The sequence below is a fragment of the Pseudomonas sp. 313 genome, from assembly GCF_000316965.1.
In the GTDB taxonomy this organism is placed as follows: Bacteria; Pseudomonadota; Gammaproteobacteria; order Pseudomonadales; family Pseudomonadaceae; genus Chryseomonas; species Chryseomonas benzopyrenica.
The window spans coordinates 1-25,514 of sequence record NZ_ANBZ01000076.1; the positions used below are offsets into that span (position 1 = coordinate 1).

At 66.2% G+C, this 25,514-nt stretch carries 25 protein-coding genes and 1 pseudogene; 14 read left to right on the forward strand and 12 right to left on the reverse strand.

Annotation, left to right across the window (positions count from 1 at the left end; genetic code table 11):
• Positions 1 to 203: 203 nt before the first annotated feature.
• Both C722_RS0117385 and C722_RS0117390 read right to left on the reverse strand, forming a co-directional pair.
• Entirely contained in the window at positions 204 to 485 is a 282-nt protein-coding gene (locus tag C722_RS0117385) for a pyrimidine/purine nucleoside phosphorylase (RefSeq protein ID WP_017641737.1), read from the reverse strand.
• Positions 486 to 568: 83 nt separating this feature from the next.
• A complete protein-coding gene (locus C722_RS0117390) occupies positions 569 to 1,120 on the reverse strand; it encodes an exonuclease domain-containing protein (protein ID WP_017641738.1) in 552 nt (183 codons plus the stop codon).
• A gap of 185 nt (positions 1,121 to 1,305) precedes the next feature.
• Here C722_RS0117390 and C722_RS0117395 point away from each other — a divergent pair, with 185 nt between their 5' ends.
• Both C722_RS0117395 and C722_RS0117400 read left to right on the forward strand, forming a co-directional pair.
• Complete coding sequence (locus C722_RS0117395) at positions 1,306 to 1,560, forward strand: YkgJ family cysteine cluster protein (protein ID WP_026083919.1); 255 nt, start codon at positions 1,306 to 1,308, stop codon at positions 1,558 to 1,560.
• Positions 1,561 to 1,610: 50 nt separating this feature from the next.
• Complete coding sequence (locus C722_RS0117400) at positions 1,611 to 2,210, forward strand: START domain-containing protein (RefSeq protein WP_017641740.1); 600 nt, start codon at positions 1,611 to 1,613, stop codon at positions 2,208 to 2,210.
• A 167-nt stretch (positions 2,211 to 2,377) separates the two neighbouring features.
• On the opposite strand, the gene msrQ is transcribed toward C722_RS0117400, so the two are convergent.
• Positions 2,378 to 2,989: a protein-methionine-sulfoxide reductase heme-binding subunit MsrQ gene (msrQ, locus tag C722_RS0117405; protein WP_017641741.1), complete on the reverse strand. Its 612-nt coding sequence runs from the start codon at positions 2,987 to 2,989 to the stop codon at positions 2,378 to 2,380.
• On the reverse strand, positions 2,989 to 3,999 hold the full coding sequence (gene msrP / locus C722_RS0117410) for a protein-methionine-sulfoxide reductase catalytic subunit MsrP (protein ID WP_017641742.1): 1,011 nt from the start codon (positions 3,997 to 3,999) through the stop codon (positions 2,989 to 2,991). Before msrP ends, msrQ begins: the two co-directional genes overlap by 1 nt.
• A 211-nt stretch (positions 4,000 to 4,210) precedes the next feature.
• Between msrP and C722_RS0117415 the strand changes: the two genes are divergently transcribed.
• The gene (locus tag C722_RS0117415) at positions 4,211 to 5,908 is read left to right on the forward strand and encodes a dihydroxyacetone kinase family protein (protein ID WP_017641743.1); all 1,698 of its coding nucleotides are present in this window, start codon (positions 4,211 to 4,213) and stop codon (positions 5,906 to 5,908) included.
• Here C722_RS0117415 and C722_RS0117420 read toward each other — a convergent pair.
• A complete protein-coding gene (locus tag C722_RS0117420) occupies positions 5,905 to 6,558 on the reverse strand; it encodes a DUF2238 domain-containing protein (RefSeq protein WP_017641744.1) in 654 nt (217 codons plus the stop codon). The genes C722_RS0117415 and C722_RS0117420 overlap by 4 nt on opposite strands.
• A 199-nt stretch (positions 6,559 to 6,757) precedes the next feature.
• On the opposite strand from C722_RS0117420, the gene C722_RS0117425 reads away from it, so the two are divergent.
• Positions 6,758 to 8,020 (forward strand): cytochrome P450, encoded by a 1,263-nt coding sequence (locus C722_RS0117425; RefSeq protein WP_017641745.1) that lies wholly within the window; start codon positions 6,758 to 6,760, stop codon positions 8,018 to 8,020.
• Between the two features lie 53 nt (positions 8,021 to 8,073).
• Here the strand turns inward: C722_RS0117425 and C722_RS0117430 are convergent, their stop codons facing one another.
• From C722_RS0117430 to speB, 3 genes are all read right to left on the reverse strand, one after another.
• Positions 8,074 to 9,453 (reverse strand): sodium:solute symporter, encoded by a 1,380-nt coding sequence (locus tag C722_RS0117430; RefSeq protein ID WP_017641746.1) that lies wholly within the window; start codon positions 9,451 to 9,453, stop codon positions 8,074 to 8,076.
• Positions 9,454 to 9,516: 63 nt separating this feature from the next.
• Positions 9,517 to 11,022: a cytosine permease gene (locus C722_RS0117435; protein WP_017641747.1), complete on the reverse strand. Its 1,506-nt coding sequence runs from the start codon at positions 11,020 to 11,022 to the stop codon at positions 9,517 to 9,519.
• Positions 11,023 to 11,159: 137 nt separating this feature from the next.
• The gene (gene speB / locus C722_RS0117440) at positions 11,160 to 12,110 is read right to left on the reverse strand and encodes an agmatinase (protein WP_017641748.1); all 951 of its coding nucleotides are present in this window, start codon (positions 12,108 to 12,110) and stop codon (positions 11,160 to 11,162) included.
• 136 nt (positions 12,111 to 12,246) lie between these two features.
• Between speB and C722_RS0117445 the strand changes: the two genes are divergently transcribed.
• From C722_RS0117445 to C722_RS26465, 5 genes and pseudogenes are all read left to right on the forward strand, one after another.
• The gene (locus tag C722_RS0117445) at positions 12,247 to 13,149 is read left to right on the forward strand and encodes a LysR family transcriptional regulator (protein ID WP_017641749.1); all 903 of its coding nucleotides are present in this window, start codon (positions 12,247 to 12,249) and stop codon (positions 13,147 to 13,149) included.
• Between the two features lie 104 nt (positions 13,150 to 13,253).
• Positions 13,254 to 13,535, forward strand: a pseudogene (locus C722_RS27140) (PAS domain-containing protein); the annotation flags it as partial.
• 153 nt (positions 13,536 to 13,688) lie between these two features.
• Positions 13,689 to 14,819 (forward strand): methyl-accepting chemotaxis protein, encoded by a 1,131-nt coding sequence (locus C722_RS0117450; RefSeq protein ID WP_371099813.1) that lies wholly within the window; start codon positions 13,689 to 13,691, stop codon positions 14,817 to 14,819.
• A 62-nt stretch (positions 14,820 to 14,881) separates the two neighbouring features.
• On the forward strand, positions 14,882 to 15,493 hold the full coding sequence (locus tag C722_RS0117455; protein WP_017641751.1) for a tRNA-uridine aminocarboxypropyltransferase: 612 nt from the start codon (positions 14,882 to 14,884) through the stop codon (positions 15,491 to 15,493).
• Between the two features lie 57 nt (positions 15,494 to 15,550).
• Positions 15,551 to 15,727, forward strand: a complete 177-nt coding sequence (locus tag C722_RS26465; protein ID WP_017641752.1) for a hypothetical protein — start codon at positions 15,551 to 15,553, stop codon at positions 15,725 to 15,727.
• 63 nt (positions 15,728 to 15,790) lie between these two features.
• On the opposite strand, the gene C722_RS0117465 is transcribed toward C722_RS26465, so the two are convergent.
• Together C722_RS0117465 and C722_RS0117470 are read right to left on the reverse strand one after the other, a co-directional pair.
• A complete protein-coding gene (locus tag C722_RS0117465) occupies positions 15,791 to 16,189 on the reverse strand; it encodes a YbaN family protein (protein ID WP_017641753.1) in 399 nt (132 codons plus the stop codon).
• Between the two features lie 3 nt (positions 16,190 to 16,192).
• On the reverse strand, positions 16,193 to 16,777 hold the full coding sequence (locus C722_RS0117470; protein ID WP_017641754.1) for a YecA family protein: 585 nt from the start codon (positions 16,775 to 16,777) through the stop codon (positions 16,193 to 16,195).
• Positions 16,778 to 16,939: 162 nt separating this feature from the next.
• Here C722_RS0117470 and recQ point away from each other — a divergent pair, with 162 nt between their 5' ends.
• From recQ to C722_RS0117485, 3 genes are all read left to right on the forward strand, one after another.
• A complete protein-coding gene (recQ, locus tag C722_RS0117475) occupies positions 16,940 to 19,078 on the forward strand; it encodes a DNA helicase RecQ (protein WP_017641755.1) in 2,139 nt (712 codons plus the stop codon).
• 73 nt (positions 19,079 to 19,151) lie between these two features.
• Positions 19,152 to 19,586, forward strand: coding sequence for a MarR family transcriptional regulator (locus C722_RS0117480; protein WP_017641756.1), 435 nt, complete (start codon positions 19,152 to 19,154; stop codon positions 19,584 to 19,586).
• Positions 19,587 to 19,826: 240 nt separating this feature from the next.
• Positions 19,827 to 22,034, forward strand: a complete 2,208-nt coding sequence (locus C722_RS0117485) for a FimV/HubP family polar landmark protein (protein ID WP_017641757.1) — start codon at positions 19,827 to 19,829, stop codon at positions 22,032 to 22,034.
• Here the strand turns inward: C722_RS0117485 and C722_RS0117490 are convergent, their stop codons facing one another.
• Complete coding sequence (locus tag C722_RS0117490; protein WP_017641758.1) at positions 22,035 to 24,233, reverse strand: patatin-like phospholipase family protein; 2,199 nt, start codon at positions 24,231 to 24,233, stop codon at positions 22,035 to 22,037.
• A 71-nt stretch (positions 24,234 to 24,304) separates the two neighbouring features.
• Here C722_RS0117490 and C722_RS0117495 point away from each other — a divergent pair, with 71 nt between their 5' ends.
• Positions 24,305 to 24,625 (forward strand): SelT/SelW/SelH family protein, encoded by a 321-nt coding sequence (locus tag C722_RS0117495; RefSeq protein WP_017641759.1) that lies wholly within the window; start codon positions 24,305 to 24,307, stop codon positions 24,623 to 24,625.
• 2 nt (positions 24,626 to 24,627) lie between these two features.
• Here C722_RS0117495 and cspD read toward each other — a convergent pair whose 3' ends face one another.
• On the reverse strand, positions 24,628 to 24,903 hold the full coding sequence (gene cspD, locus C722_RS0117500) for a cold shock domain-containing protein CspD (RefSeq protein ID WP_017641760.1): 276 nt from the start codon (positions 24,901 to 24,903) through the stop codon (positions 24,628 to 24,630).
• Between the two features lie 221 nt (positions 24,904 to 25,124).
• Here cspD and clpS point away from each other — a divergent pair, with 221 nt between their 5' ends.
• Complete coding sequence (gene clpS, locus C722_RS0117505; RefSeq protein WP_017641761.1) at positions 25,125 to 25,481, forward strand: ATP-dependent Clp protease adapter ClpS; 357 nt, start codon at positions 25,125 to 25,127, stop codon at positions 25,479 to 25,481.
• The last annotated feature ends 33 nt before the right edge of the window (positions 25,482 to 25,514 follow it).

The following is a 25,514-nucleotide window of genomic DNA, read 5'->3' on the forward strand; positions in this document are numbered from 1 at the left end:
CCCATGCGTCGGGAGATTCCGGGGCTGCTGCTCGAAGGGGCGGGTGTGGCTCGGCTGGCGAGTGCCCTGGGCTGCGACTGGCGACATGGCGACGACTCCGAAAGCGGCGGTGTCGCTTAGGACCGAGGCGGAGCGGAAGCGTTCAGGCAGGACAGCGGCCCCCGCCAGTCGGCCTGGATGGCCGAGAGACGGGACGCGCGAAATCAGTGGTATTCGCAGAGGTAGGCGGTGTCTTCCGCGACCTTGAGCTGGAACTTGGCGTTGGCCGGCACGGTGAACTGGCTGCCCGCGGCGAAGGTTTCCCAGCTCTCGCTGCCCGGCAGCTTGACGGTCAGGGCGCCGGCCACCACATGCATGATCTCCAGCTGGCTGGTGCCGAATTCGTATTCGCCAGGGGCCATGACGCCGAGGGTGGCCGGCTTGGACTTGAGGCTGAAGGCGATGGATTTGACGGTGCCGTCGAAGTATTCGTTGACCTTGAACATCGGATTTCCTTGTGCGAGAGCGGTTAGAAGCGTCCGCGAGTATGCCCAAGGCCGTCCCCGGCTGTCACCGGTCCACACGGCGACTAGCGAGCGAAGGCGGGCAGGCTGGCCGGCAGCAGCTTGGCGGTATTGCGCGCATCGGTCTCGGCACGGTGCAACACGCCGGTAAAGGCCAGCCCCGCCGACTCCAACGCGGCGGTGAGACCCAGCGGGCGCGCCAGGCCGCGGGCCTTGGCGAAGGCCTGTTTGAGATTGCGGTGCGGTACCCGCGCCAGATGGGTGTGCAGATCATGCTCGCGCCAGGCGCGCTCCAGCAGGCGGCGGTCGAAATCGCCCCAGCTGCACCAGCCGGCCAGGGTGGTTTCATAGGCGCCCAGCCAGCGCTCGAAGCCCAGCCAGGTGCCTGCCAGCGGCTCGGCGCCATCGACATCCGCCTGGCTGATGTGGGTGAGGTTGCGGCAAAAGGGCGTCAGCAGCGGCAGGCGCTCGGGCTGGACGAAGCTCTGGTAGCGATCCAGCTCCTGCCCCTCGGCGTTCACCATCACCGCGCCGATCTCGATGATTTCCATCAACTCCAGCGGCCAGCCGCCCTCGTCGGTGGTCGCCTCCAGGTCCAGCACCAGCCAATGCTTCATCGTCACGCCCTCGGGCCAGCCGCCCCGCTCATCGCAGATATGACGGCCGAAAAATCTCTGGGTTGCGTAGCATCGTGCGAATGAATGTTACATTCATGACTCGATAGCGACATCTGGTCACGATTTGCTTGTGAGGCGCCAGCCTTGCTTTTAAGCTTCAAGCCTCTTCTCCAGCGAGTTTCACCATGGAATGCCGTCCGGGCTGTGGCGCCTGTTGCATCGCGCCGTCGATCTCCTCACCGCTGCCACGCATGCCCCAGGGCAAGCCTTCCGGCGTGCGCTGCGCCCACCTGGACAGTACCAATCGCTGCGATCTGTTCGGCTCTCCGCTGCGCCCGGCGGTGTGCGGCGGCTTCCGGGCCGAGCTGGCCTTCTGCGGCAGCAACAGCGCCGAGGCCATGGCCATCCTCTTGCGCCTGGAGGGTGAAACCGCCGCCTGATCCGGTTCTGAACTGCGCTCTCCGACAATCACAACAACAAGGGACGTCCCATGCACAAGCCGCTTCGCTCCATCCTCGCCCTGACCCTGCTCGTCGCCACTGGTCTGGCCCAGGCCGAAGACTGGCAACTCGCCAAGCAGGAAGACGGTATCCAGGTCTATACCCGCGCCGTCGCTGGCTCCAAGTACAAGGCCTATCGCGGCGTGGTCCAGATCAAGGCCGATCCAGCCACCATCGCCAAGCTGCAGGACGATCCGGTGGGCTCCTGCAAATGGATCTTCCGTTGCCAGTCGCTGCAGGTGCTCAAGCGGCAGGACAACCAGGCCTGGACCTACATGCGCATCGAGATGCCCTGGCCGGTGACCGCGCGCGACGTGGTCTTGCATATCACCGAGCAGAAGACCCCCGACGGCGGCTTCACCCGCACCCTCGAAGGCCAGCCCGACTATCGTCCTGCCGCCGATGGCTATGTGCGGGTGGCGAGCTTCCAGGGCCAGTGGCGCGTGGTGCCGAAGAACGGTGGCTCGGAAGTGACCTACGAGGCCCAGAGCGAGCCCGGTGGCAACGTGCCGTCCTGGCTGGCCAACAGTTTCGTGGTGGATGCCCCGCTCAACACCCTGAAGGGTCTGCGCCAGGCCGCGCAGCGCTGATCCGGCGTCTCTAGGCAAAAGGCCTGGCTCCCATGGCGCCAGGCCTTTTTTATACCACCCCTGTGCCGGATCTTGCCGGCCCAAGGTATTCCCTGGTAGCCTTTTTTAATACCACCCCTATAGCGCTGAAGCAGAGGGGATTCACCTCTCTGCTTCAGCGGTGGTAATCAACGAGCCGGGTTGGCTGCCGAATGACTGCGTTTCTTGCGCCGCCAGCCGTCCACCAGGCGGAAGGCCAGCAAGGCGGCGCCGATGGCTGCGTAGATCGACCACTCTTCGAGATCCGAGCGCACGATCCAGAGATAGTGCAAGAGCCCCAGGCCCAGCACCAGGTAGGCCAGCCGATGCAGTTCCTTCCAGCGCTTGCCCAGGCGGCGCATGGCGGGGCGGTTGGAAGTGACGGCCAGGGTCAACAGGATCAGCAGCGCTGCGGCACCCACGATGATGTAGGGCCGGCGCTGCAACTCCACTCCCAGTTGCGACAGGTCGAAGCCCAGCACGAACGCCAGGTAGCCGAGGAAGTGCAGCAGGGCATAGGTGAAGGTCCAGAGGCCGAGCTGGCGGCGGATCACCGGCCAGAGCTTCCAGCGGGTGAGGCGCGACAGCGGCGTCAGACTCAGCGTCAGCAGCAGCAGCACCAGGGCGCCGGTCCCCAGCTTGTCCACCAGCGCCTTGCCCGGATCCGGACCGAGGGCGAAGATCCAGGCCAGGTACAGCCACCACAGCGGCGGGCAGAGTGCGGCGACAAACACCGCGACCCGCCAGAGCAGCAATCCCATCAGTAGTTTCTCCGCAGATCCATGCCGCTGTAGAGCGAAGCCACTTCCTCGTCATAGCCGTTGAACATCAGCGTCGGCCGCACGTTGGGGCTGAACAGGCCACTGGGCAGGCGCCGTTCGCGGGCCTGACTCCAGCGCGGGTGGTCCACTTCCGGATTGACGTTGGCATAGAAGCCGTACTCGTTGGGCGCCATGCCCTGCCAGGTGGTGCGTGGCTGCTCGGCCACCAGGCTGATGCGGACGATGGACTTGATGCCCTTGAAGCCGTACTTCCAGGGCACGATCAGCCGCAGCGGCGCGCCGTTCTGGTTGGGCAGCACGCGGCCGTACATGCCCACCGTCATCAGCGTCAGCGGATGCATGGCCTCATCCAGGCGCAGGCCTTCCACATAGGGCCAGTCCAGCAGGGCGAAGCTGGAGTTCATGCCGGGCATGTGCTGCGGGTCCTTGAGCGTCTCGAACTTCACGTAGCGCGCCTTGCCGGTGGGTTCGACGCGCTTGAGCAGGCTGGCCAGCGGAAAGCCAAGCCAGGGGATGACCATGGACCAGGCCTCGACGCACCTCATGCGGTAGATGCGCTCTTCCAGGGTGTCGGGGCCGAAGAGGTCTTCCAGCCCGTAGGTGCCGGGCTTGCCCACCTCGCCATCGACTACCACGCTCCAGGGCTGGGTGGGCAACTGCGCAGCATGGGCGGCGGGATCGCTCTTGTCCGGCCCGAATTCATAGAAGTTGTTGTAGTGGGTAGCGTCCTTGAAGGGCGTGATGTCCTCGCCCTTGACCGTGGCCGCCTGCCAGCGGGTATCAGGCAGCTTGCGTTCGAACCAGTCCGGGCCCTTGGCGGCTTCGACGTCGCCATAGCTGGAAGCGGCCGCCAGCGCCCAGCCGGGCAGGGCGGCGCCGGCGAGCAGGGCGCCGCTGGCACCGAGCAGCTGGCGCCGGGACAGGTAGACGGCTTCGGGGGTGATCTCCGACCCACGACAGGCAGAGCGTGGAACGATCTTGATCGGCATGACGGACCTCGACGGGGAGCGCGCAGGAGCGCGGCTGGCTAACAGCGTGAGACATCCCGGTCGTGAAAAGCTTCCCGGGCCAACGATAGCCTGCCGTCCCGGTCCGGCGGAAGGCCGTTGCGCGCCTGTCAGCCGGCCGTTCAGGTCGCTGCCAGGCAGGCACGGGACCCCGTGCCATACTGCGGCGACCTCTCGCCCTCAGGAGTCCCCGATGAAGAAGCTGATCAATAGCCCCACCATGGTGGTTCGCGAACTGCTCGAAGGTCTCGTCAGCCTGGATCCCGGCCTGGCCCTGCTGGCCGAGGAGCAGGTCATCCTGCGCCAGCCCCTGGCCGCAGCGGGCGAGCGCCCGGTGGCGGTGATTTCCGGCGGCGGCAGCGGCCACGAACCGGCCCATGCCGGCTATGTCGGCGAGGGTATGCTAACCGCGGCAGTGGCGGGAGACGTCTTCACCTCGCCGAGCGTGGATGCCGTGCTGGCCGCGATCCGGGCCGCGGCCGGTCCTGCCGGCGCCCTGCTGGTGGTCAAGAACTACACCGGCGACCGGCTCAACTTCGGCCTGGCCGCCGAACTGGCGCGCAGCGAAGGCATTCCGGTCGAGACGGTGCTGGTGGCGGACGACGCGGCCCTCCGGCACACCGTGGCGCCGGAAAGGCGCCGCGGCATCGCGGGCACCGTGCTGATCCACAAACTGGCGGGCGCGGCGGCCGCCGCCGGACGTCCCCTGGCCGAGGTGGCCGCCCTGGCCCGCGCCGCGAGCGCCGAGGTGCGCAGCATGGGCGTGGCCCTGGGCGCCTGTACGGTGCCGGCGGTAGGCTATCCGGGTTTCCAGCTGGCGGACGACGAGGTGGAATGGGGCCTCGGCATCCATGGCGAGCAGGGCGTCGAGCGCGGCCCCCGGCTGGGCGCCGACGCCACCGTGGCGCGGCTGCTGGATACCCTTATTGAAGACGGCGGCTATCCAGAGGGCACGCGCCTCGCGCTGCTGGTCAATGGCCTGGGCGCGACGCCGCCGCTGGAACTCGCCCTGGTGGCGCGGGCGGCAGTGAGTCAGCTGCGCCAGCGCGGTCTGGTGGTGGAACGCGCCTGGACCGGTACCTTCCTCAGCGCCCTGGACATGCCCGGCTGTTCGCTGTCGCTGCTGCCGGTGGATGAGGCGCGCCTGGCGCTGCTCGATGCGCCGACCCAGGCGCGGGCCTGGCCGGGTGAAGGCCGGGTCCCGGCGGCGCCCACCCTGTTGCCCGCACCCGCGGCGGCAGCCGAAACGATCCCTCGCACCCCTGGTCCCCTGGCCGAGCGTCTGCAGGAGGCGGCAGATGCGATCATCGCCAGCCTGCTGGCCAACGAAGCTCGCCTCACCGATCTGGACAGCCGCGCCGGGGATGGCGATCTCGGCACCAGCCTGGCCCGTGGCGCCGAAGCGATGCGCGCCTTGCCAGCCAGCGCCTGGTACGCCCCGGCCAGTGCCCTGGCAGCCATGGGGCAGGCTCTGCGCCGCGCCATCGGCGGCAGCTCCGGACCCTTCTACGCCTGCGCCCTGGTCCGCGCCGCCCAGGTGCTGGACGGGGTGGAGCGACCCACGCTGGCTCAATGGGCCGAAGCGTTCGATGGCGGCGTCCAGGCCCTTGCCGAACTCGGCGGCGCCCAACCGGGCCAGCGCACCATGCTCGATGCCTTGCGACCGGCAGCGGATGCCCTGTCGGACGGTGCCCGGGCTGGTGCCAGCCCGGCGCAGGCCTTTGCCACGGCCCTCGCTGCCGCTCGCGAGGGCGCCGCGGCTACCGCCGAGATGCTGCCGGCCCAGGGTCGCGCCAGTTACCTGGGCGAACGGGCCCGCGGCATTCCCGATGGCGGCGCCGTGGCGGTGGTCTGCTGGCTGGAAGCCCTGGAACCCGTGATCGCCCGCTAGGGCGAGTCAGCGCCATGGCCGGTCCCGCGGCGACCGGGCCAGCCATGGCGGCAGACCAGCGACAGCAGGGCGCCAACGAAGGCCAGGGCCATGTCCTTTTGCGCGTCCCAGGGGTCGCCCTGGGCGCCGACGAAGGCTTCCGCGGCGTCGCCCGCCAGCAGATCGGCGCCCAGCCATTCCATCAATTCGTAACCGGCTGAGGAGGCCAGGATGAATTCCAGGGCCACATAGGCGCTCCGCCAGCCGCGCAGCCCGGTCAGGCCCTGGACCACTTCCCGAATTGGCCGGGCCAACAGCAGGCCATAGGCGAGGTGGACCAGCCGGTCGTAGTGGTTGCGCTGCAGATCCAGGACCTCGGTCAGCCGGTAACCGGTCAGGGCCTGCCAGGCGTCGTCGTAGGGCACCCGGGAATAGGTGTAGTGGGCGCCGATCTGGTGCAGCACCAGAAAGCCGAAGAGTTGCAGGCTGGCGCTGGCCGACAGCCGAAGCCGTCGCTGGACCAGGGCCACGCCCAGCACGGCGATGATCACCAGTAGCTGCTCGATCGTCCAGGTGAAACGGTCCAAGGGGGACCAGCCGAGCGCCAGGGTAAGGACGGCCAGGGTCAGCAGAAGAAGGAGTTGCAGACGGGAACGACGGGTGGGGTTCAAACGCGAGAGCCTTGTCCGGAATGCGGAGCGTCGCGACGACGGCCCCTGCTGCGTGGACCTCCGCTCGACCGCCAGCGTTCGAATGCGGCGACCCGATATCGTCGCGGCGTCGCTGCAAAAACAGCAAGCGCAGCGGAGGCACCGGCGCCGCTTGCCCGCGGTCCCACGGGCAGGACCTTTCCCTCCCCTGGAGCTCTCGATGTCCATCCTGCCACCGCTCTCGGCTTTCGATTCGAGCCTGGCACTGTTGCGCGAAGGCTATGCCTTCATCAGCAATCGCTGCGATCGCCTGGATAGCGATGTCTTCGCCACCCGGCTGTTCCTGCAGCCCATCCTCTGTCTGCGTGGCCAGGCGGCGGTGGAGCTCTTCTATCGTGAGGAACGTTTCACCCGAGTGGATGCCGCGCCCCGGTCACTGCGCCAGACACTGTTCGGCGAAGGCGGCGTCCAGGGCCTGGATGGTGCGGCTCACCGCCAGCGCAAGGCGCTCTTCCTTGAGATTACCCGGCCGGCGCGGGTGGAGGCCTTGATCACCCGGGTGGAACGGGAGTGGCGCGCCAGGCTGCCCAGCTGGCAGAGCCGCGGCGAGATTATCCTGCTGGACGAATTGCATCGCCTCTATACCCGCGCGGTCTGCGACTGGGCGGGCGTCACCCTGGCCCCGGAAGAGGAGGGGCAGCGCTGTGCCGACCTGGTCGCGCTGCTCGAAGGCGCCGGCAGCCCAGGCCTGGCCAACCTGGGCGCTCGCCGGGCACGTCGGCGGCTGGAGCGCTGGCTTGGCGGGCAGGTCGAGCAGGCCCGCAAGCAGCCGGCACCGACTGGCAGCGCCCTGGCGCTGATCGCGCAGCACCGGGAGCCGGATGGTCAGCCGTTGTCGCCACGGGTGGCCGCGGTGGAGCTGCTCAATGTGCTGCGGCCAACGGTGGCCGTAGCACGCTTTTCCACCTTTGCCGCCCTGGCGCTTTACAAGCAACCGGCCTGGCGCGAACGGTTGCGGGCCGATCCCGCCGCCCGGTTGCCTTTCGCCCAGGAGGTGCGACGCTTCTACGCCTTCTTTCCCTTCACCGTGGCGCGAGTACGGGAAACCTTCGAATGGCACGGCGTCGCCTTCCGCCGCGGCACCTGCGTCCTGCTGGATCTCTATGGCACCAATCGCGATCCGCGCAGCTGGGAGCGTCCCGAGGTGTTCGAGCCCACGCGCTTTGTCGCCGAGGCGATCCCGGCCGCCGCCTTCGTACCCCAGGGCGGCGGCGATGTGGCCCATCAGCACCGCTGTCCGGGCGAAGGCATCGCCCTGGCGCTCATGACCTCCGCCCTGCGCCTGCTGCTGCAGGACATGACCTACCAGGTGCCAACCCAGGATCTGCGCATCGATCTGGCGCGGATGCCGATGCGCCCCGCCAGCGGCCTGATCCTGAGCGAGGTCCAGGCAGTGCAGCGCACCCGCAGTTCGGTGGCCTAGCTTGCCACAGGTGTCAGAGCGCCTCGTCATGGCGCTCGCGCAGCAGCGGTCGATCACGCAGGCCGCGGCGCCACCTGGGTACGCGCCGTGAGCAGACTCACCAGCACGAAGCTGACCAGACTCAGGCCGAGGCTGAAATAGATCGGCGTATTCGCCTCCAGGCCGTCCTTGAGCATGAAGACGATGGCCGCGATCGAGCCCAGCAGCATGCTCGCCAGCGCTCCGGCCGTGGTCGCGCGCGGCCAGAGGATGGCACCGAGCAACGGCACCAGGATGCCGCCCACCAGCAGGTTGTAGGCCAGGGTCAGGGCGCCGATGACGTCATTCACCAGTAAGGCGACGGCGAGCACGGCCAGGCCGGTCAGCAGGGTGAAACCACGTGCCATGCCCAGGGTCGAGGCCTTGCCGCCACGCAGCCGGGGCAGGAGGTCCTCGGTCAGGGTAGTGGAGGCCGCCAACAGTCCGGCACTGGCGGTGGACATCATGGCGGCCAGCGCGGCGGCGATCACCAGGCCGCGGATGCCGTCCGGCAGGGTACTGCGGACGATGGCGGCGAAGGCGTTGTTGGCATCGCCCAGGTCCGGCAGCAGCACCCGGGCGCACATGCCGATCAGCGCACCTACCAGACCATAGAGTACGCAATAGACGCCGGCCAGGCTGCCCGCCACTCGCGCCACGCCTTCGCTGCGCGCGGTGAAGACGCGCTGCCAGATGTCCTGGCCGATCAGGATGCCGAAGAAGTAGATCAGGAAATAGGTGAAGATGGTGTCATAGCCAAGGGTGGTCAGGGCGAAGGCGCTGGCCGGCAGCTTGGCCACCAGGGCGTCCCAGCCGCCGACCCGGGTCAGGCAGATGGGCAGCAGCACGAACATCAGGCCTGCGGTCTTGATGACGAACTGGACGATGTCGGTCAGCGTCAGGGACCACATGCCGCCGATGCTGGAATAGATCACCACCACGCTGCCACCGAGCAGGATGGCGCTCCAGAAGGGCAGCTCGAACAGCACCTGGATCACCGTGCCCATGGCCAGCACCGAGACCACGCTCAGCATCAGCGCATAGACGAACATGATGGCGGCGCTGGCCTGCCGGGCCAGGGGCGTATAGCGCCGTTCCAGCACCTGGGTCACGGTGTAGATACGCAACTTCAGCAGGGGTTTGGCGAGAAACAGATTGAGCACCAGGATGCCACCACCCAGCATGGCGCACAGCCAGAAGCCGGACAGCCCGTGGACGTAGCCCAGGCGCACCGTGCCCACGGTGGCGGCGCCACCCAGCACCGTGGCGGCCATGGTGCCCAGGTAGCAGGCCGGGCCGAGGTTGCGACCGGCGACGAGGAATTCTTCCTGATTACGGGCGCGGCGCATGCCGTACCAGCCGAGCAGAAGCATGGCCAGGGCGTAGGCCAGGACGACGGAAATATCCAGGATCATTGACGGGATCTCTTGTAGGGCTGAGCAAGGCCGGGCGCGCTGGCCCCGTGACAGGGTTCGGGATCAGGCGGCGCGGATGCCTGGAGGTGTTGCGCGGGCACGCCGGCGTCTGGGGCGTCGCGGGCCGGTCGGGCCATAGACGGCCGCCGGTTCCGGGAACAGCAGGAGCAGCAGCAGATAGAGCAGGGCGGCGCTGCCCAGGGCCAGCGGCAGGCTCAGGTCGATGCCGCCCGCCAGCTCACCGAGGGGCCCAACGAACTGACCGGGCAGATTGACGAAGGCGAGGCCGAGCAGGGCGCTGGGAATCCAGGCGCCCATGCCGCGCCAGTTCCAGCCATGGTGGAACCAGTAGCGGCCACCCTGCTCGCCCCGGGTGAACACCTGCAGATCGTCCGGGCAATAGAAGCCGCGGCGGACCACCAGCCCGAGGATCATGATCACCATCCAGGGGCTGGTGCAGGTCACGATCAGCACGGCAAAGGTGGAGACGCTCTGCACCAGGTTGAAGCTGAAGCGCCCGACGAAGATGAAGGCGATGGCCGCCAGCCCGATCAGCAGGGTCGCCCGCACCCGGGTCAACAACCGGGGCAGCACGCTGGAGAGATCCAGGCCGGTGCCATAGAGCGCCGTGGTGCCGGTGGACAGGCCACCGATGACCGCCAGCAGGCACACCGGCAGGAAGTACCAGGTGGGGCTTATGGCCAGCAGGCCACCCACATAGTTGTTCTGCGCGATATAGGCGGGGGCCTGCACCGCCACCAGGGAGGCGGTGGCCAGGCCGAACAGGAAGGGAATCAGGGTGGCGGTCTGAGCCGCGATCACCGCCAGCAGGATGCGTCGGCGCGGCGTCTGCCGGGGAATGTAGCGCGACCAATCGCCGAGAAAGGCGCCAAAGGACACCGGATTGCTCATGGCCACCAGCGCCGCGCCGATGAAGGCGGCCCAGAAGCCCGGTTGGCCCAGTTGCAGGGTGCCTTCGTAAGCGGCGTCGAAGCTGCCGGCGAAGGCCGGGATGCCGAGCAGGAACAGCAGGCTGGCACTGATCACGGCGATCTTGTTGACCCACAGCATGAAGCGAAAGCCATAGAGGCAGACCGTCAGCACCAGCACGGCGAACAGTCCGTAGGCCAGGCCCAGGGTCAGGGCGTTCTCCGGCAGCCCGACCAGGCGCTGCGCCCCGCCTATTAGGGCATCGCCGGAACTCCACACCGACAGCGAGAAGAAGGCGATGGCGGTGAGCAGGGAGAGAAAGGAGCCGACGATACGCCCATGCACGCCGAAGTGAGCGCCGGAGGAGACGGCATTGTTGGTGCCGTTGAGCGCGCCGAACAGACCCATGGGCGCCAGGATCAGCGCCCCACACAGGACCCCGCTCGCGATGGCCAGCACCCCGGCCTGGAACGACAAGCCAAATAGGATCGGAAAACTACCCAGGACGGCGGTGGCGAAGGTGTTGGCACCGCCGAAGATCAGGCGGAAGAGATCGAAGGGGGTGGCATGGCGTTCGTGGTCGGGAATCTGCTCGACCCCGAAGGTTTCGATACGGGTGATGCCGTCATGATGGTCCATGGATGACGCCTCGACACGGTTATACGCAGGCTGAACCCGCGTTCTTGTTGTCGGCAGACCAGGCGATCCGCCGGTGTTCGGCAGCGAAAAGACAGCGGGTGGGTGACCGTCATGGCGGGTCACCGCACCTTGGAGGGTCAGCGGTAGGCGACCCCCGGCAGCACACAGAGCATCTCGTAGAGCAGATTGGCGCCAAGCAGGGCGGTATTGCCGGTGGTGTCATAGGGCGGCGACACCTCCACCAGGTCGCAGCCCACCAGATCGAGGCCGCGGCAGCCGCGGATGATTTCCAGCGCCTGGATGGTGGTCAGCCCGCCGATTTCCGGCGTGCCGGTCCCCGGTGCCCAGGCCGGATCGATGCTGTCGATGTCGTAGGACAGATACACCGGCCCGCCGCCCACCCGCTCGCGCACCTCGGCCATTAGCGGGGTCAGGGACTGATGCCAGCACTCCTCGGCCTGCACCACCCGAAAGCCCTGTTCGCGGCACCAGTCGAAGTCGTCGGCGGCATAGCCCTGGGCCCGCAGGCCGATTTGCACCACCCGGTCGCAGTCCAGCAGGCCTTCTTCCACGGCGCGGCGGAAGGTGGTGCCATGGGCGATCTTCTCGCCGAACATGTGCTCGTTGACGTCGGCATGGGCATCCACGTGCACCAGGCCGATCTTGCCGTATTTCTTCTTCATGGCCCGCAGGATGGGCAGCGTCAGGGTGTGATCGCCGCCCAGGGTGAGGGGGATGACATCGTGCTCCAGCACCCGGTCGTAGTGCTCCTCGATCAGCCGCACCGTGTCCAGCAGGTTGAAGGTGTTGATGGCGACGTCGCCCAGGTCGGCGACGCTCAGGGAGTCGAAGGGCGCCGCGCCGGTGGCCATGTTGTACGGACGGATCATCACCGATTCGCTGCGCAGCTGCCGCGGACCGAAGCGGGTGCCGGAGCGGAGTGAGGTACCGATGTCCAGCGGTATGCCGATGAAGGCGGCGTCGAGTCCGGCCGGGGAAGCGAGGTGGGGCAGCCGCAGCATGCTGGCGATGCCGCCGAAGCGGGGCATCTCGTTGCCGCCCAGCGGCTGGTGCAGGATCTTTTCCACGGGTCATCCTCGTTGTGCTGATGACCCGATTGTGCAAAGTCCCTGACAGGCGAAGAATCGGCGCGGGCAAAAAATCACTTCAGAGATTTCTGAACTGATGGCTAGACTGCCGGGCCGCGTCCACCGGGAGTCCGCCATGGCCAATGCCCTCCACGACATCCGCCTGCTCAAGCTGTTCGCCTGCGTGGTACGCCACCAGGGCTTCGCCGCGGCGCAGCAGGAACTGAACCTGTCCACCTCGGCCATCAGCACCTACATGAGCCAGCTGGAAGGTCAGCTCGGGGTCACCCTCTGTCATCGCGGCCGTGGCGGCTTCGCCCTGACCAGCAAGGGCGAACTCTTTCACCAGGAGACGCTGCGCATCCTGGGCGAGATCGAAGGCTTCGAACGCTATGCCACCACCCTCAAGGGCGAGTTGAGCGGCACCCTCAACCTGGGCGTGCTGGATTCACTGTCCAGCGAGCCGGCGCTGCCGCTGGCCGATGTGATCGGCAGCTATACCCACGACTATCCCGGCGTCCACCTGCATCTGGCGGTGACCAGTCCCTACGAGTTGCAGCTGGGCGTGCTCGAAGGACGGCTGGACCTGGCGGTGGGTGCCTTTTCCGCGCGCATGAACGGGGTGGTCTACCAGCCACTGTATCGCGAGCAGCACTGGCTCTACTGCAGCGATCGTCATCCGCTGTTCCCGGAACGGCGCATTCCCGCCGAGGTGATCACCCGCCAGCGCATGGTGCGGCGCGGCTACTGGAGCCAGGCTGAGCTGGCACGCCATGGCTTCAAGGAAAGCGCCGCCACCGTGGAAAGCATGGAGGCCCAGCTGATCCTCATCCTCTCCGGCGCCTATATCGGCTACCTGCCGGAGCACTATGTCCATGCCTGGGTCGACCAGGGGCGCCTCAAGGCGCTGCAACCGGCGACCTTCGGCTATCAGGCGCCGTTCTCCCTCATCACCCGCCGAGGGCGGGGTCGCGAGCCACTTATCCAAAGTTTTCAACGCATCCTTAAAGCCCAGATGCAACATGCCGATAGCGACTAGGACGATAACCAAGGGGTTACCGTTTTCACCTGTGCGGGCAATTAGCCACCATTTAAATGGTTGATGTCCCACGGAGTAGATAACCTGCTAGATAAGGCACCCGCATGCGCACGAATTTGCCGGTCACCCAACAGGGCCGTACCTTCAAGGAAGAAGAACGACTCATCTCCACCACCGACCTGCAGGGGAACATCACCTACTGCAACGAAGCGTTCATCGCCATCAGTGGCTATACGCGGGAGGAGCTGATCGGCAGTCCGCACAACCTGGTGCGTCATCCCGACATGCCGCCGCCCGTATTCGGCCACATGTGGGCGACCCTCAAGGAGGGCAAGCCGTGGATGGGCATCGTCAAGAATCGCTGCAAGAACGGCGACTTCTACTGGGTCAGTGCCTACGTCACGCCGATCCTGGAACAGGGGCGGGTGATCGGCTACGAATCCGTGCGTTCCCTGCCTAGTGCCAATGAGGTGCGCCGCGCCGGCGAGCTCTATGCCCGGATCAATGCCGGCAAGGCACCCGTGCCCCGGATCCGTCGCCTGACCAGCGCCATCTCCGCCTGCTGGTCGACCGTGGCGGCCGCCGGCGGCATCCTGGGCGGTCACTTCCTCCTGGACGACACCGCTCAGGTAGCCCTTATCGTCGCCGCCCTGCTGGGCGTCAGTGCCCACCAGCTGTATCGCCAGCGCGCCAGTATCGAGCGCATTCTCGCGGATCATCCCAAGATGTTCTCCAGCGATGTGGTCGCGCCGACCTACAGCGACCAGATCGGCGCCCCGGCGCGTCTGGATCTCGCGTTGCACAGCGAAGCCGCGCGCCTGCAGACCGCCTTGACGCGTCTGGCCGACGTTGGCGACAGCGTACGCCAGAAGGCCCGCGAGTCTTCCCAGCTGTCCCAGTCCGGGGCCGAGCTGCTGGAACAGCAGCGCCACGAGACCGACCAGTCCGCCGCCGCCATCACCCAGATGACCTCCACCATCCACGAGGTCTCGCAAAACGTCCAGGAGACCGCCCAGGCCGCCGCCAACGCGGAGAACATGGTGCATTCCGGACGCGACAAGGCTGAAGAAAGCCTGATGTCCATGCGCGAACTCGGCACGGCGGTCAGCGACATCGGCCAGGCGGTGGGCGAGCTGGCCAGCTCGACCCAGAGCATCGGCAGCGTCGCCGACGTCATCACCGCCATCGCCGAACAGACCAACCTGCTGGCGCTCAACGCCGCCATCGAGGCCGCCCGCGCCGGTGAGGCCGGTCGCGGCTTCGCCGTGGTGGCCGACGAGGTGCGCTCGCTGGCCTCCCGTACCCGCGAGTCCACCGAGCAGATCCACCAGATCATCGCCAATCTGCAGGCCAATGCCGACCGTGCCGTGGCCACCGCCAGTCGCGGCGAGGAGACCTCGCGCCAGAGCGAACGCCATTCGGCAGCGGTACGCGAATCCCTGGAAGGCATCAGCGAATCGGTCAGCCTCATCACCGCCATGAGCCAGCAGATGGCCACCGCGGTGGAAGAGCAGAGCCACGTGTCCGAAGACATCAACCGGCAGATCAGCCGCATCGCCGATCTCTCGGACCACAGTTCCGCCCAGGCCCGGCGCGGCTCGGAACTGAGTCGCGAGCTGGAAGGCATGGCCGACTACCTGCACGATCTCACCGCCCGCTTCAATCGCTGAGTCGCGGGGAGGGCGGCGGCGATCCGGTATGATCGCCGCCTCGATTCGCTCTGGAAGCCCTGATGTCCCGTCCCGCTTGCGCGCGCTGCCAGCGTCCCCTGTCGCTCTGCCTGTGCGCGCTGATCCCTGCGCTGGCCAGTCGCACGCGGGTGCTGTTGCTGCAGCATCCCAGCGAGCGGCGCCATCCCCTCAACACCGCACGTCTGGTCGCCCTCGGGCTCAGCAATGCGCAACTGGAGATCGGCGAGACCTTTGCCGACCTGCCGCTCTGGCTCGCCGATCATGATGCCTGGCTGTTGTTTCCCGGCCCCGAAGCGCTCACGGTGAACCTCGTGCCACCCCCGGCTAAGATCGAGTCGAAACGGCTGCTGGTGATTCCCGACGGCACCTGGCGCAAGGCACGGCTGCTGCTGCACGCCAATCCGCTATTGGCCGCGCTGCCCAGGCTCACCCTGCCGCCTGGCGCCCCTTCGCGCTACCGGGTGCGCAAGGCCCCGGCGCCGGATGCGCTATCGACCGTGGAGGCCGTGGTGACGGCGCTGAATGCGCTGGAGGCTCCACGCCGCTTCGATGCGCTGCTCGCGCCTTTCGAGGCGCTGATCGACGGCCAGATCGCCGCCATGGGGCCGGAAACCTTTGCACGCAATCATGGCGGACCGGAGCAGCGTGACTAGGGGAATTACCCGGGTGTCGGACCACTCTACCTAGAGAGTCAGCAGAGGAGTCACGCCATGTCCCGCTTCCCGATCCATTCGCACGACGAATTCGCCAGCCTTGCCGCCTTTGGCCTGCCCCGCGCGGGCGGCGAGCCCGATCAGCCCGATCCGGCGCCCATCCAGCCCAGCGAGCCGGGCGAGCCCACCGTCCCCGATCAGGCGCCGCCAACCCCCATGGCCAGCGCCGCCTGACGCCACGGCGTCACCCATGAAAAAGGGCGATCATCTCTGATCGCCCTTTTTCATGCCTATCGGCTAGCGCCGGGTCTTCTGCTTGAGCAGGTAGACCGTTACCGCCGCACAACTGGTGAAGGCCGCCACCCGTGCCCAGACATAGGGCACCAGCCAGCAGGAAAACCCCACGCTGATCCACATGGCGACGATGGCGTAGACCTTGCCCTTGAGCGGGATGCCGTCGCCTTCCAGGTAGGGTTTGACCCAGGGTCCCAGCCACCTGTGGTTGATCAGCCACAGGTAGAAGCGCTCCGAACTGCGCATGAAACAGGCCGCGGCCAGCAGCAGGAAGGGCGTGGTGGGCAGCAGCGGCAGAAAGGCGCCGATGATGCCCAGCGCCACGCTGAGCCAGCCGAGGCCCAGCAGCAGGTAGCGGACCCAGCCCTTGCGCTGGCGGGGTCTGGGAGTGGCTTGGTCCATCGCTCAGTGACGCGGCTTGAGCAGCGCCGGCTTTTCTTCGGGGGAATGGCAGAGCAGGAACAGCTGGGTCAGCAATTCCGGAATCTGCACCATCATGTCGGCCACCAGGCGGCGGTCCTGGGCGATCTCGGCGAATTCCGGCTGTTCATCGAACAGGCCCGAACCGACCATGATCGGCAGCAGCAGCTCGCTGACCTCGTCTTCGGCGTCTTCGAACCACACGGCTTCGCGCAGGAACACGCCTTCCATGAAGCCGATGCACCAACCGCGCAGCTCGGATTCGTCCGGCTCGGGGCCGAGATCCAGGTCGCAGGGCAGGTCCAGCTCTTCGTCACTGCCCAGCACGCGCAGGATGTGCGCCTTGAGCTGCACCAGGGCGCGCTCGATCTCTTCCTGCTGGGCGGCATCGCGATACTGCGGCGGTTCGGCGAAGAGGGCATCGATCCACTCGCGTTCGGGAACCTCTTCCGGGCAAATGGACAGGGCGGTCAGGTAGCCATGGGCGGCTACGTAGTCGAGCGCTTCTTCGTGCAGATCGTCTGCATCGAGAAAATCGCGCAGACGGGTCAATTGTTCGGCGAAGGACATCGGCTACTTACCTCGGAAAGGATTCGAAAGGGCAGAACGGCCGGAATTGTAGACGAGCGCCCGGGTCACGTCGAACCTGACGGCCCGGGGCCGGCCGACGGAAAAGCACCGCCGCAGCGACCTCGGCATCCGTATAATGGCCTTTCCATTCGAGGAGGCTTCATGTCAGAACCTGCGCTGCGCATCCTTAAAGACGTCTTTGGCTACGACGCGTTCCGTGGCAACCAGGCCCGGATCATCGAGCGTGTGGCCAGCGGTGGCGATGCGCTGGTGCTGATGCCCACGGGCGGCGGCAAGTCCCTGTGCTACCAGGTGCCGGCCCTCCTGCGGCCCGGCGTGGCCGTGGTGGTCTCGCCGCTGATCGCGCTGATGGACGACCAGGTCGCCACCCTGCTGGAACTGGGCGTGTCAGCGACCGCGCTCAACTCCACCATGACCGGCGAACAGCAGAGATCCGTCGCCGCGCAGCTGGAGCGCGGTGAGATCAAGCTCCTCTATCTAGCGCCCGAGCGCCTTGTGCAGCCGCGCATGCTGGATTTCCTCAAGCGCCTGCCCATCGCCCTGTTCGCCATCGACGAAGCCCACTGCGTGTCCCAGTGGGGGCATGACTTCCGCCCGGAATACATGCAGCTCGGCCAACTGGCCGAACACTTCCCCGACGTGCCGCGCCTGGCGCTCACCGCCACCGCGGATTCCCGCACCCGTGAGGAGATGGCCAGTCGCCTGCACCTGGAAGAGGCCGAGCGCTTTCTCTCCAGCTTCGATCGCCCCAACATCTTCTACCGCATCGTGCCCAAGGAAGCGCCGCGCAAGCAATTGCTGGCCTTTCTCGCCGAGCGTCGCGGTGATGCTGGCATCGTCTACTGCATGTCGCGCAAGAAGGTGGAGGAGGTGGCCGAGCAGCTCAGCAATCAGGGCTTCCCCGCCTTGCCCTATCACGCTGGCCTGCCCAACGACGTCCGCGCCGCCAACCAGAAGCGTTTCCTCAACGAGGAAGGGTTGATCATGGTGGCCACCATCGCCTTCGGCATGGGTATCGACAAGCCCAACGTGCGCTTCGTCGCCCACCTCGATCTGCCCAAGAGCCTGGAGGCGTACTACCAGGAAACCGGTCGCGCCGGGCGGGATGGCCTGCCCGCCGACGCCTGGATGGCCTACGGCCTGCAGGACGTACTGCTGTTGCGGCAGATGATGCAGAACTCCGAAGGTGACGAGCGCCACAAGCGCATCGAGCGGCACAAGCTCGAAGCCATGCTGGCCCTGTGCGAAGAAACCCGCTGCCGGCGCCAAGTGCTGCTGGCCTATTTCGACGAGCACCTGCCGCAGCCCTGTGGCCATTGCGACAACTGCATCGACACCGTCGAGACCTGGGATGCCACCGAGCCGGCGCGCCAGGCGCTGTCGGCCATCTACCGCAGCGGTCAGCGCTACGGGGTAGGGCACCTGGTCGACATCCTGCTCGGTCGCGAGACCGAGAAGATCGTCAGTCTCGGCCATCAACGCCTGGCGGTCTTCGGCCTGGGCAAGGCGCGCGGCGAAGACGAGTGGCGCACCCTGTTCCGCCAGTTGGTCGCCCGTGGCCTGGCCGAGGTGGACGTCGACGGCTATGGCGGCCTGCGCCTGACCGAAAGCTGCCGACCCCTGCTGCGCGGCGAAGTCCGCATCGAATTGCGTCGTGATCCCAAGCCTCAGCGCGGGCGTGGCACGAGCAGCGGCTCTTCGGCCAGCGCCGCCAGCCAGCTGGTACGTGCCGACGAACGCGAGCAGTGGGAAGTGTTGCGCACCCTGAGACGCAAGCTGGCCGAAGAGCACTCGGTACCGCCCTATGTGATCTTTCCCGACGCCACCCTGCTGGAGATGCTGCGCAGCCAGCCGCGCTCGCTGGACGAGATGAGTCGCGTCAGCGGTGTGGGTGCCCGCAAGCTGGAGCGCTATGGCCAGGCCTTTCTCGACGCTCTCAATGACGGTGGCGCGGCGCCGGCTCCGGTCGCCGACGTGCGTCACGAGGTGCTGACGCTGGTACGCGCCGGCATGACCCCGGAGCAGGCCGCGCGCCAACTGAATTGCTCTGAAAAGAATGTCTATGCACTATTGGCCGAAGCCATTGCCCAACAGCAGATCGCTCTGGAGCAGGCCCTGGACCTGCCGGAGGAGCTGCTGGCGGAAATCCAGGATGCCTTCCTCGAAGACGAAGGCGAATTGCCGCCGGTAGCCCAGATCGCCCCGCGTTTCGAAGGGCGGGTGACCAGTGGCGCGCTGTACTGTGTGCGGGCTGCCCTGCAGGCCGAGTTGGCCGACTAGCTGAGGACGGCGGTTGCTCCGCAGGGCCTACACCCAGAATAATGAGAAAATCCAAGTACAAGGTTTAGCCTGAATGACTACCGATCCACACCTGTTCGGCCGCCAGATCTTTCATGTCTCCCGTGCCTGGCGCGCCGAGCTCGACCGTCGCCTGAGTCACCTGGGGTTGTCTCAGGCGCGCTGGCAGGTGTTGCTGAACCTGGCGCGGATGAAGGGGGTCCAGCCCACCCAGCGTGAACTGGCCCAGAGCATCAGTATCGAGGGGCCGACCCTGGCCCGCTTGCTGGATGGCCTGGAAAAGCAGGGGCTGGTCAAGCGCCTGGCGGTCACCGAGGACCGTCGTGCCAAGCGCATCATGCTGACCCAGGAAGCCGGTCCGCTGATCGAGAAGATCGAGACCATCGCCGAGGCCCTGCGCAAGGAGCTGCTCAGTGGTCTCGACGATGAAGAGATCGCCATCTGCCAGCAGGTGCATCAGCGCGTCCTCGCCAATCTCGAGCGCGGCTGACCGCCGTCTGGCGGCTCGCTCCGTCCGGGTACCTCCACCCAGCACAGGTACTGGATCTGGCCGGAGCGTCTGGCATCGCCGCTAGCGCTCCATCCCATCCGCAGCCGTCCTTTTCGCGCTGCTGGTCATCGGTTTGCCGTCTGTCGGTATCGATGCTACGTTCCAGCGTGGCGGAGGCGATTTTTGTGAGCCACCGCGCTAAAACACCGGTTTCTTCGAATACCTGACGCAGCGGTATCCATGGTCGCGAAACGCCGTCCCCTTGCCTTTGTCATCCTGTCGGCCGCTGCGCTGACCACTCTTCCTCAAGCGGCGCTCGCGCTCGGCCTGGGGGGCATCACCCTGCAGTCAGCTCTCAACGAACCCCTGCGTGCACGGATCGAGCTGGTCAACCTCGGCGATGCCGATGCCGGGGACTTCCGCATCCACCTTGCGGCGAACGAGGCGTTCGCACAAGCCGGTGTGGATCGTACCCAGTTCCTCGACGATCTGAAGTTCACTCCGCACCTGCGCACGGCGGCGGGCAGCTATGTCGAAGTGACCTCCCGCCGCTCACTGGTCGAGCCCTATCTGGGCTTCATCGTTCAGCTCGAGCAGCCGGGTGGCAAGCAGCTGCGCGAATTCACCCTGCTGGTGGATCCACCGCGCAGTGGTGGCACGCCCACCAGCGTCGCCAGTACCGCCCCGGCGCGCGTCCAGGCGGCGTCCGCTCGCGCCGCTGCCCCGGCCGCCGATCCGGTGGTCCGCCAAACCGTATCTGCACCGCGCCAGGGGCTGGCGCCCTCGCCAGACCTATCCGCTGGGGAGGGCGTTTACCAGACGCGTCCCAGGGATACCCTCTGGAGCATCGCCAAGCGCCTGGGGCCAATGGCCAATCGATCGGTCGAGCAGCTCATGGCCGATCTGTTCGCCCTCAATCCGGCGTCCTTCGCCAACAATGATCCCGGACGACTCAAGGCCGGTCAGCGCCTGCGCCTGCCCGTGGGTGTCAGCGAACCTGCGCCGCGGCAGCGGGTAGTCGCCAGGACCACGCCGCCCGCACCCAGCCCGGTACCCGCCGCACCAGTCGCCACGGCGCCCGCCCTGGCACCGGGACCTGCACCTGCTGCGCCAGCACCGGCCGCAGCACCCGTCGCTGCGCTGGCACCGGCACCGGAATCAGTGGCGCCTCCAGTAGCGGCGCCGCAGCCGGCCGGAAGCTCTGCCGAAGACACCAAGCCCCTGCTGGTGACGCAGGACCTCGGGCGTCAGGTTGGCGACCTGGAAGGTCAGCTGACCCAGCTGCAGGAGCGTTACGACGCATTGCTGGCACAGAAAGAGGTGATGATCGAGCAGCTCCAGCAGGACCGTGAAGGTCTGCAGCAGCAATTGAAGCAGGCGCGTTCGGTGGCCCTGGCCACGCCGACGCCCGTACCCGCGACGCCGGCACCGGAAAGCCCTGCCGCTCAGGCGGCGCCCGTCGCCTCCAGTCCTACCGCGGGCAGCACCGACGAAGGTCTGTTGTCACTGCGCTCGCTGTTGTTAGCGGGTGGCGCGGCCCTGCTGGCCCTGGCCGGTGTGCTCTGGTGGCGCCGGCGGCAGACGGAAGACGTCGTCTTCGACGACGCGGGTGACGTCGAAAGTGTCGAAATGGTCGAGCCCTTGCCTGAGCCTGTGCTGGCCGCTACTCAGCCGGTGATCGCCAAGTCGAAGGCCAAGCCCACAGCCGTCGCCGCCAGCCCGGCGCCGGTCGACGATCATGCCGGTCGTGCGGAGATCTACATCGCCTATGGCCGCTACGGCCAGGCGCGGGAAGTGCTGGAAAGCGGCCTGGCCGAAGATGATCGGCGCCAGGATCTGCGGCTGCTGCTGCTCCGGGTGCTGGCCACCCTGGGCGAGGCTCCGGCATTCAGGGAGCACGAACAGCGTTTTCTGGCGCTGGGAGGCGTGGCGGCGAGTCTGGCGGTCCTGCATGCCCAGTTTCCCGGGATGTCCGCCGATCCGGTGGAGCCCCTGCTAGAGGACGATCTGGACCTCGACCTGCCAGCCTTCGATGCGCCGGCCAGCGAATGGTCGGCGGAATTGCAGTTCGCCGAGCCGGCGGTACCCGCGCCGGTGACCGAGGAGCACTACGATCTGGATCTGGCCGACCTGAGCCTCGACGAAGCCATCGCCCTAACCGAGGAGCTGGACGCCGATTCCGGCTGGAAGCAGGCCGATGCCCTGGAGATCACCCTGGAAGACGACTTTCCTGAGGGGCTGGGCGAGTTGCCGGCGGTCTTGGAGCTGGACATGAGTCTCGACGAGCACTTCATGACCGACGACATCGCCCGACGCTTCGCCGAGGCCGAGGCCTGTCTCGACCAAGGCGACCTTCAGCATGCCACCTCGCTGCTGCAGGAGATCGTCAGCGAGGGCAGTGACAGCCAGCGCGAGCGAGCGGAAATGCTGCTCTCCCGTATCGCGTGATCAGAAGCTGTTGCCCAGGTTGATGTAGAACGCATGCTCGCCCTGGTCGCTCAGGCCATAGGTGAACTTGAGCGGTCCCAGTGGCGTGTCCAGGCCCAGGAACAGGCTGGCGGCGCTGATGTTGCCGCTGTCATAGTCGTCGTCTCGATTCCAGATGCGCCCCTGTTCCAGGCTGCCGCCTAGGTAGACCGGGGTGTCCAGCGGGAATAGTGAACGCTGGGTGAGCTGGTGGTAATAGATCAGCCGCGCCAGGCCGTAGTTCTGGCCAGACAAGGCGTCCTGGCGATAGCCCGAGAGCTGCCAGGCGCCGCCCAGCAGGAAACTGCTGGTCACCACATTGGTATCGCTGTCGGTCGACAGGGTGCGGCCCAGGCCGCCCCCGATCACGAAGGTGTTGTAGCCATAGCTGAGCGCCTTGTTCAGGTGCAGGTCCAGCTGCCGGTAGCGGGAGTCGGAGCCCAGACTGGGATCGAATTGCTTGAGTGTCAACGCCAAGTCCTGGCCCTCACGTGGGAAGTTCACGTCGTCCAGATCGTCCAGGGAATAGCGCAGCTCATAGAAGCTTTCGGTGAAGGATTCCTCCGGGGTGTCACGCGGTCCGACATGCACCTTGGTACTACCCCAGTCGTGGCCGATGCCCAGCCGCACCTCGGCCTTGTTGCCGATCTGCCGGCCCAGGTTCAGGCCGAAGCCATAGCGTTCACGACGGTACTCGGCGATGGGGTGATTGCGCTCCAGCTGTTCGATATTGCGTGCCTCGCCACCGACGTAGGGCGCGATGAAGTAACGTGAACCGACATCCAGAGGTTGGTAGAACTCGCTGTAGAGCTCCTGGTGATCGCCGATCTGGGCCCGCGTCAGCCATTCGCCGCCCAGGCGATTGAGGCCGTTGATGCGATAGCTGGCGCCGAAGTTGAAGGCGCTGTCGCCCCGCAGATCGTCCGACAGGTTCAGGCCCAGCCGCAGGAAGTCCGTGCCGCTGCGCTTGCCGCGGGCATAGATCATCAGCACATTGTCACCGGGCCCGTCCCGACGGATGCGGTATTCCACCTGGTCGAAGTAGTCCAGGCCGTAGAGCGTGCTCATGTCGTCCTGGAGGCGTTCGACATTGAGCGGCTCTCCCAGCTGCTGACGGATGTAGTGACGGATGACCTCGTCCTCTACCTTGGAGTCGTTCTCGATGCGGATGGCATCAATGACCGGGGTCCGGCTGCTGGGCGACCGGGCGGCAGCCACCGCCGAGGACGGCTCGCTCGGCGCATTCCTGCGCAGTACCGCCAGTTCGCTGGCCATGGCCATGGTAGCCCGATAGCCCGCATCGATCAGTGCCTTGACCTCGCTGAAATCGGCGCTGGTATAGCTGGCCAGCGGCGGCTGGATGAGCAGGTCCTGCTTGCCCAGCGTCGCCAGCTGCGCCTGGGAATTGTTGCGGGTCATCAGGGTGGTGGATTGATTGAGCACGTCCAGTACCGTGGTCAGGTCCTTGCGCTTGAGCAGGGGGGTGCCGATGTCCACGACGACCACTCGTTGCGCACCCATTTCACGGGCGACATCGATGGGAATGTTGTCGACCATGCCGCCATCCACCAGCAGGCGGCCATCGATCTCCACCGGGGCGAACACCGCCGGAATCGACATGCTGGCGCGAATGGCCCGGGGCAGGTGGCCATGGTCGAAGACCACCTTCTCGCCGCTGGTGATATCCGTGGCCACGGCGCGAAAGGGGATAGCCAGCTGATTGAAATCCCGGGTGTCACTGGTATGTACGAACAGCTTTTCCAGCATCATCCCCAGGTTCTGCCCTTGGATCACGCCGATGGGCAGGCCCAAGGTGCCGTCGTCACGAAAGCTGAGCTTCTGCTTGATCAGGAAATCCCGGTCGTCCTGCTTGCGGCGAAAGGGCACGTCCTTGCGCGGTGGCTGGTCGGAAAGCACCTGGCCCCAGTCCATTTCCAGGGCGATGCGTTCCAGCTCCTCGGCGCTGTAGCCTGCCGCATAGAGTCCGCCGATCACCGCACCCATGCTGGTGCCAGCGATGGCATCCACCTGAATGCCCTGTTCTTCCAGGGCTTTGAGCACGCCGATATGCGCCAGTCCCCGCGCGGCACCGCCGGACAGCACCAGTCCGACCTTGGTCGGCGGCGCGCTCCAGGCCAGAGTGGACAGCAGAAGGCAGGCAACCAGCAGCAACGGGCGCATAGGATGGACCACATGGCGGACAGGATCGGGGGCTGCGTATTATAGGGAACCCAGGCCTTGCGAGGTGTACCGTGGCGGACGCCAAACCCTTCATCACCATCCACTACTGTACCCAGTGCCAATGGTTGTTGCGCTCGGGCTGGCTGGCTCAGGAACTGCTCAGCACCTTCGGTACCGATCTGGGTGGGGTGACGCTGCTACCGGGAACCGGTGGCGTCTTTGAGATCGCCTGTGGCGGGGAGGTGCTCTGGGAGCGCAAGAGAGACGGCGGCTTTCCCGACGCCAGAACGCTGAAGAACCGGGTCAGGGACCTGATGTTTCCGGAACGCGATCTGGGTCACGGCGAAGGGCAGCGGCGCGACGGGGGAGATGGCGCCCCCGAGGGGGCGTGAGATCAGGCTTCCGTACTGACCGTGTCCCGTACATCGAGAGCGTTGGTGGCCGGCGTAGCGGCAGGTGCGCTCACTTCGGCCGCGCGTATCTCGACGGCGTGCAGGCCCTTGGGGCCCTGAACGATATTGAAGTTGACCGCCTGGCCCGCCTTCAGTGTGCGGTAACCGTCCATCTGAATGGCCGAGTAATGAGCGAATAGGTCTTCATCACTGTTATCTGCAACGATGAAGCCATATCCTTTGGCGTTGTTGAACCATTTGACCTTGCCACTGAGCATACCGGCTCCCTCTGCAAAGGACTCCAAGCCTGGAGTATCATTCGACTACAGTTCCAGTGAATCCACACAGACGCCACTACAACGGAACCCTTGGTACCTCGTCGGTACAGGATGTTTGTAACACCCTTTCAGCCTTAGTCAAGGCGAGGCACTAGGCGGCTGAGACGTGGATCAAGCTCTTTTTTTCCTGCTATTCATCCCGTAATTCGGAATCGATCAGAATGCGTGTAATCGACCCCATCCGACTGGCGGCGGACGACAACCAACATCAGGACGGCGACAACGGTGGCCTGGCGGTGCAGGAGGCAAAACCTGCGCTAAAACGGCCAGCCAGATATCGCGTTCTGATGTATAACGATGACTACACCCCCATGGAGTTCGTCGTAGAGGTGCTGGAGAGCTATTTCAGCATGAACCGCGAGGCCGCTACCCAGGTGATGCTTACCGTGCATACCCAGGGAAAGGCGGTCTGCGGAACATTTACTCGCGATGTCGCTGAAACCAAGGCCATGCAAGTCAATCAATATGCGAGGGAGTGCAACCACCCGCTGTTGTGTGAAATCGAAATCGAAAGTTAGATCTGTGCTGCTTGGGCTACTGTGCTGCTTGGG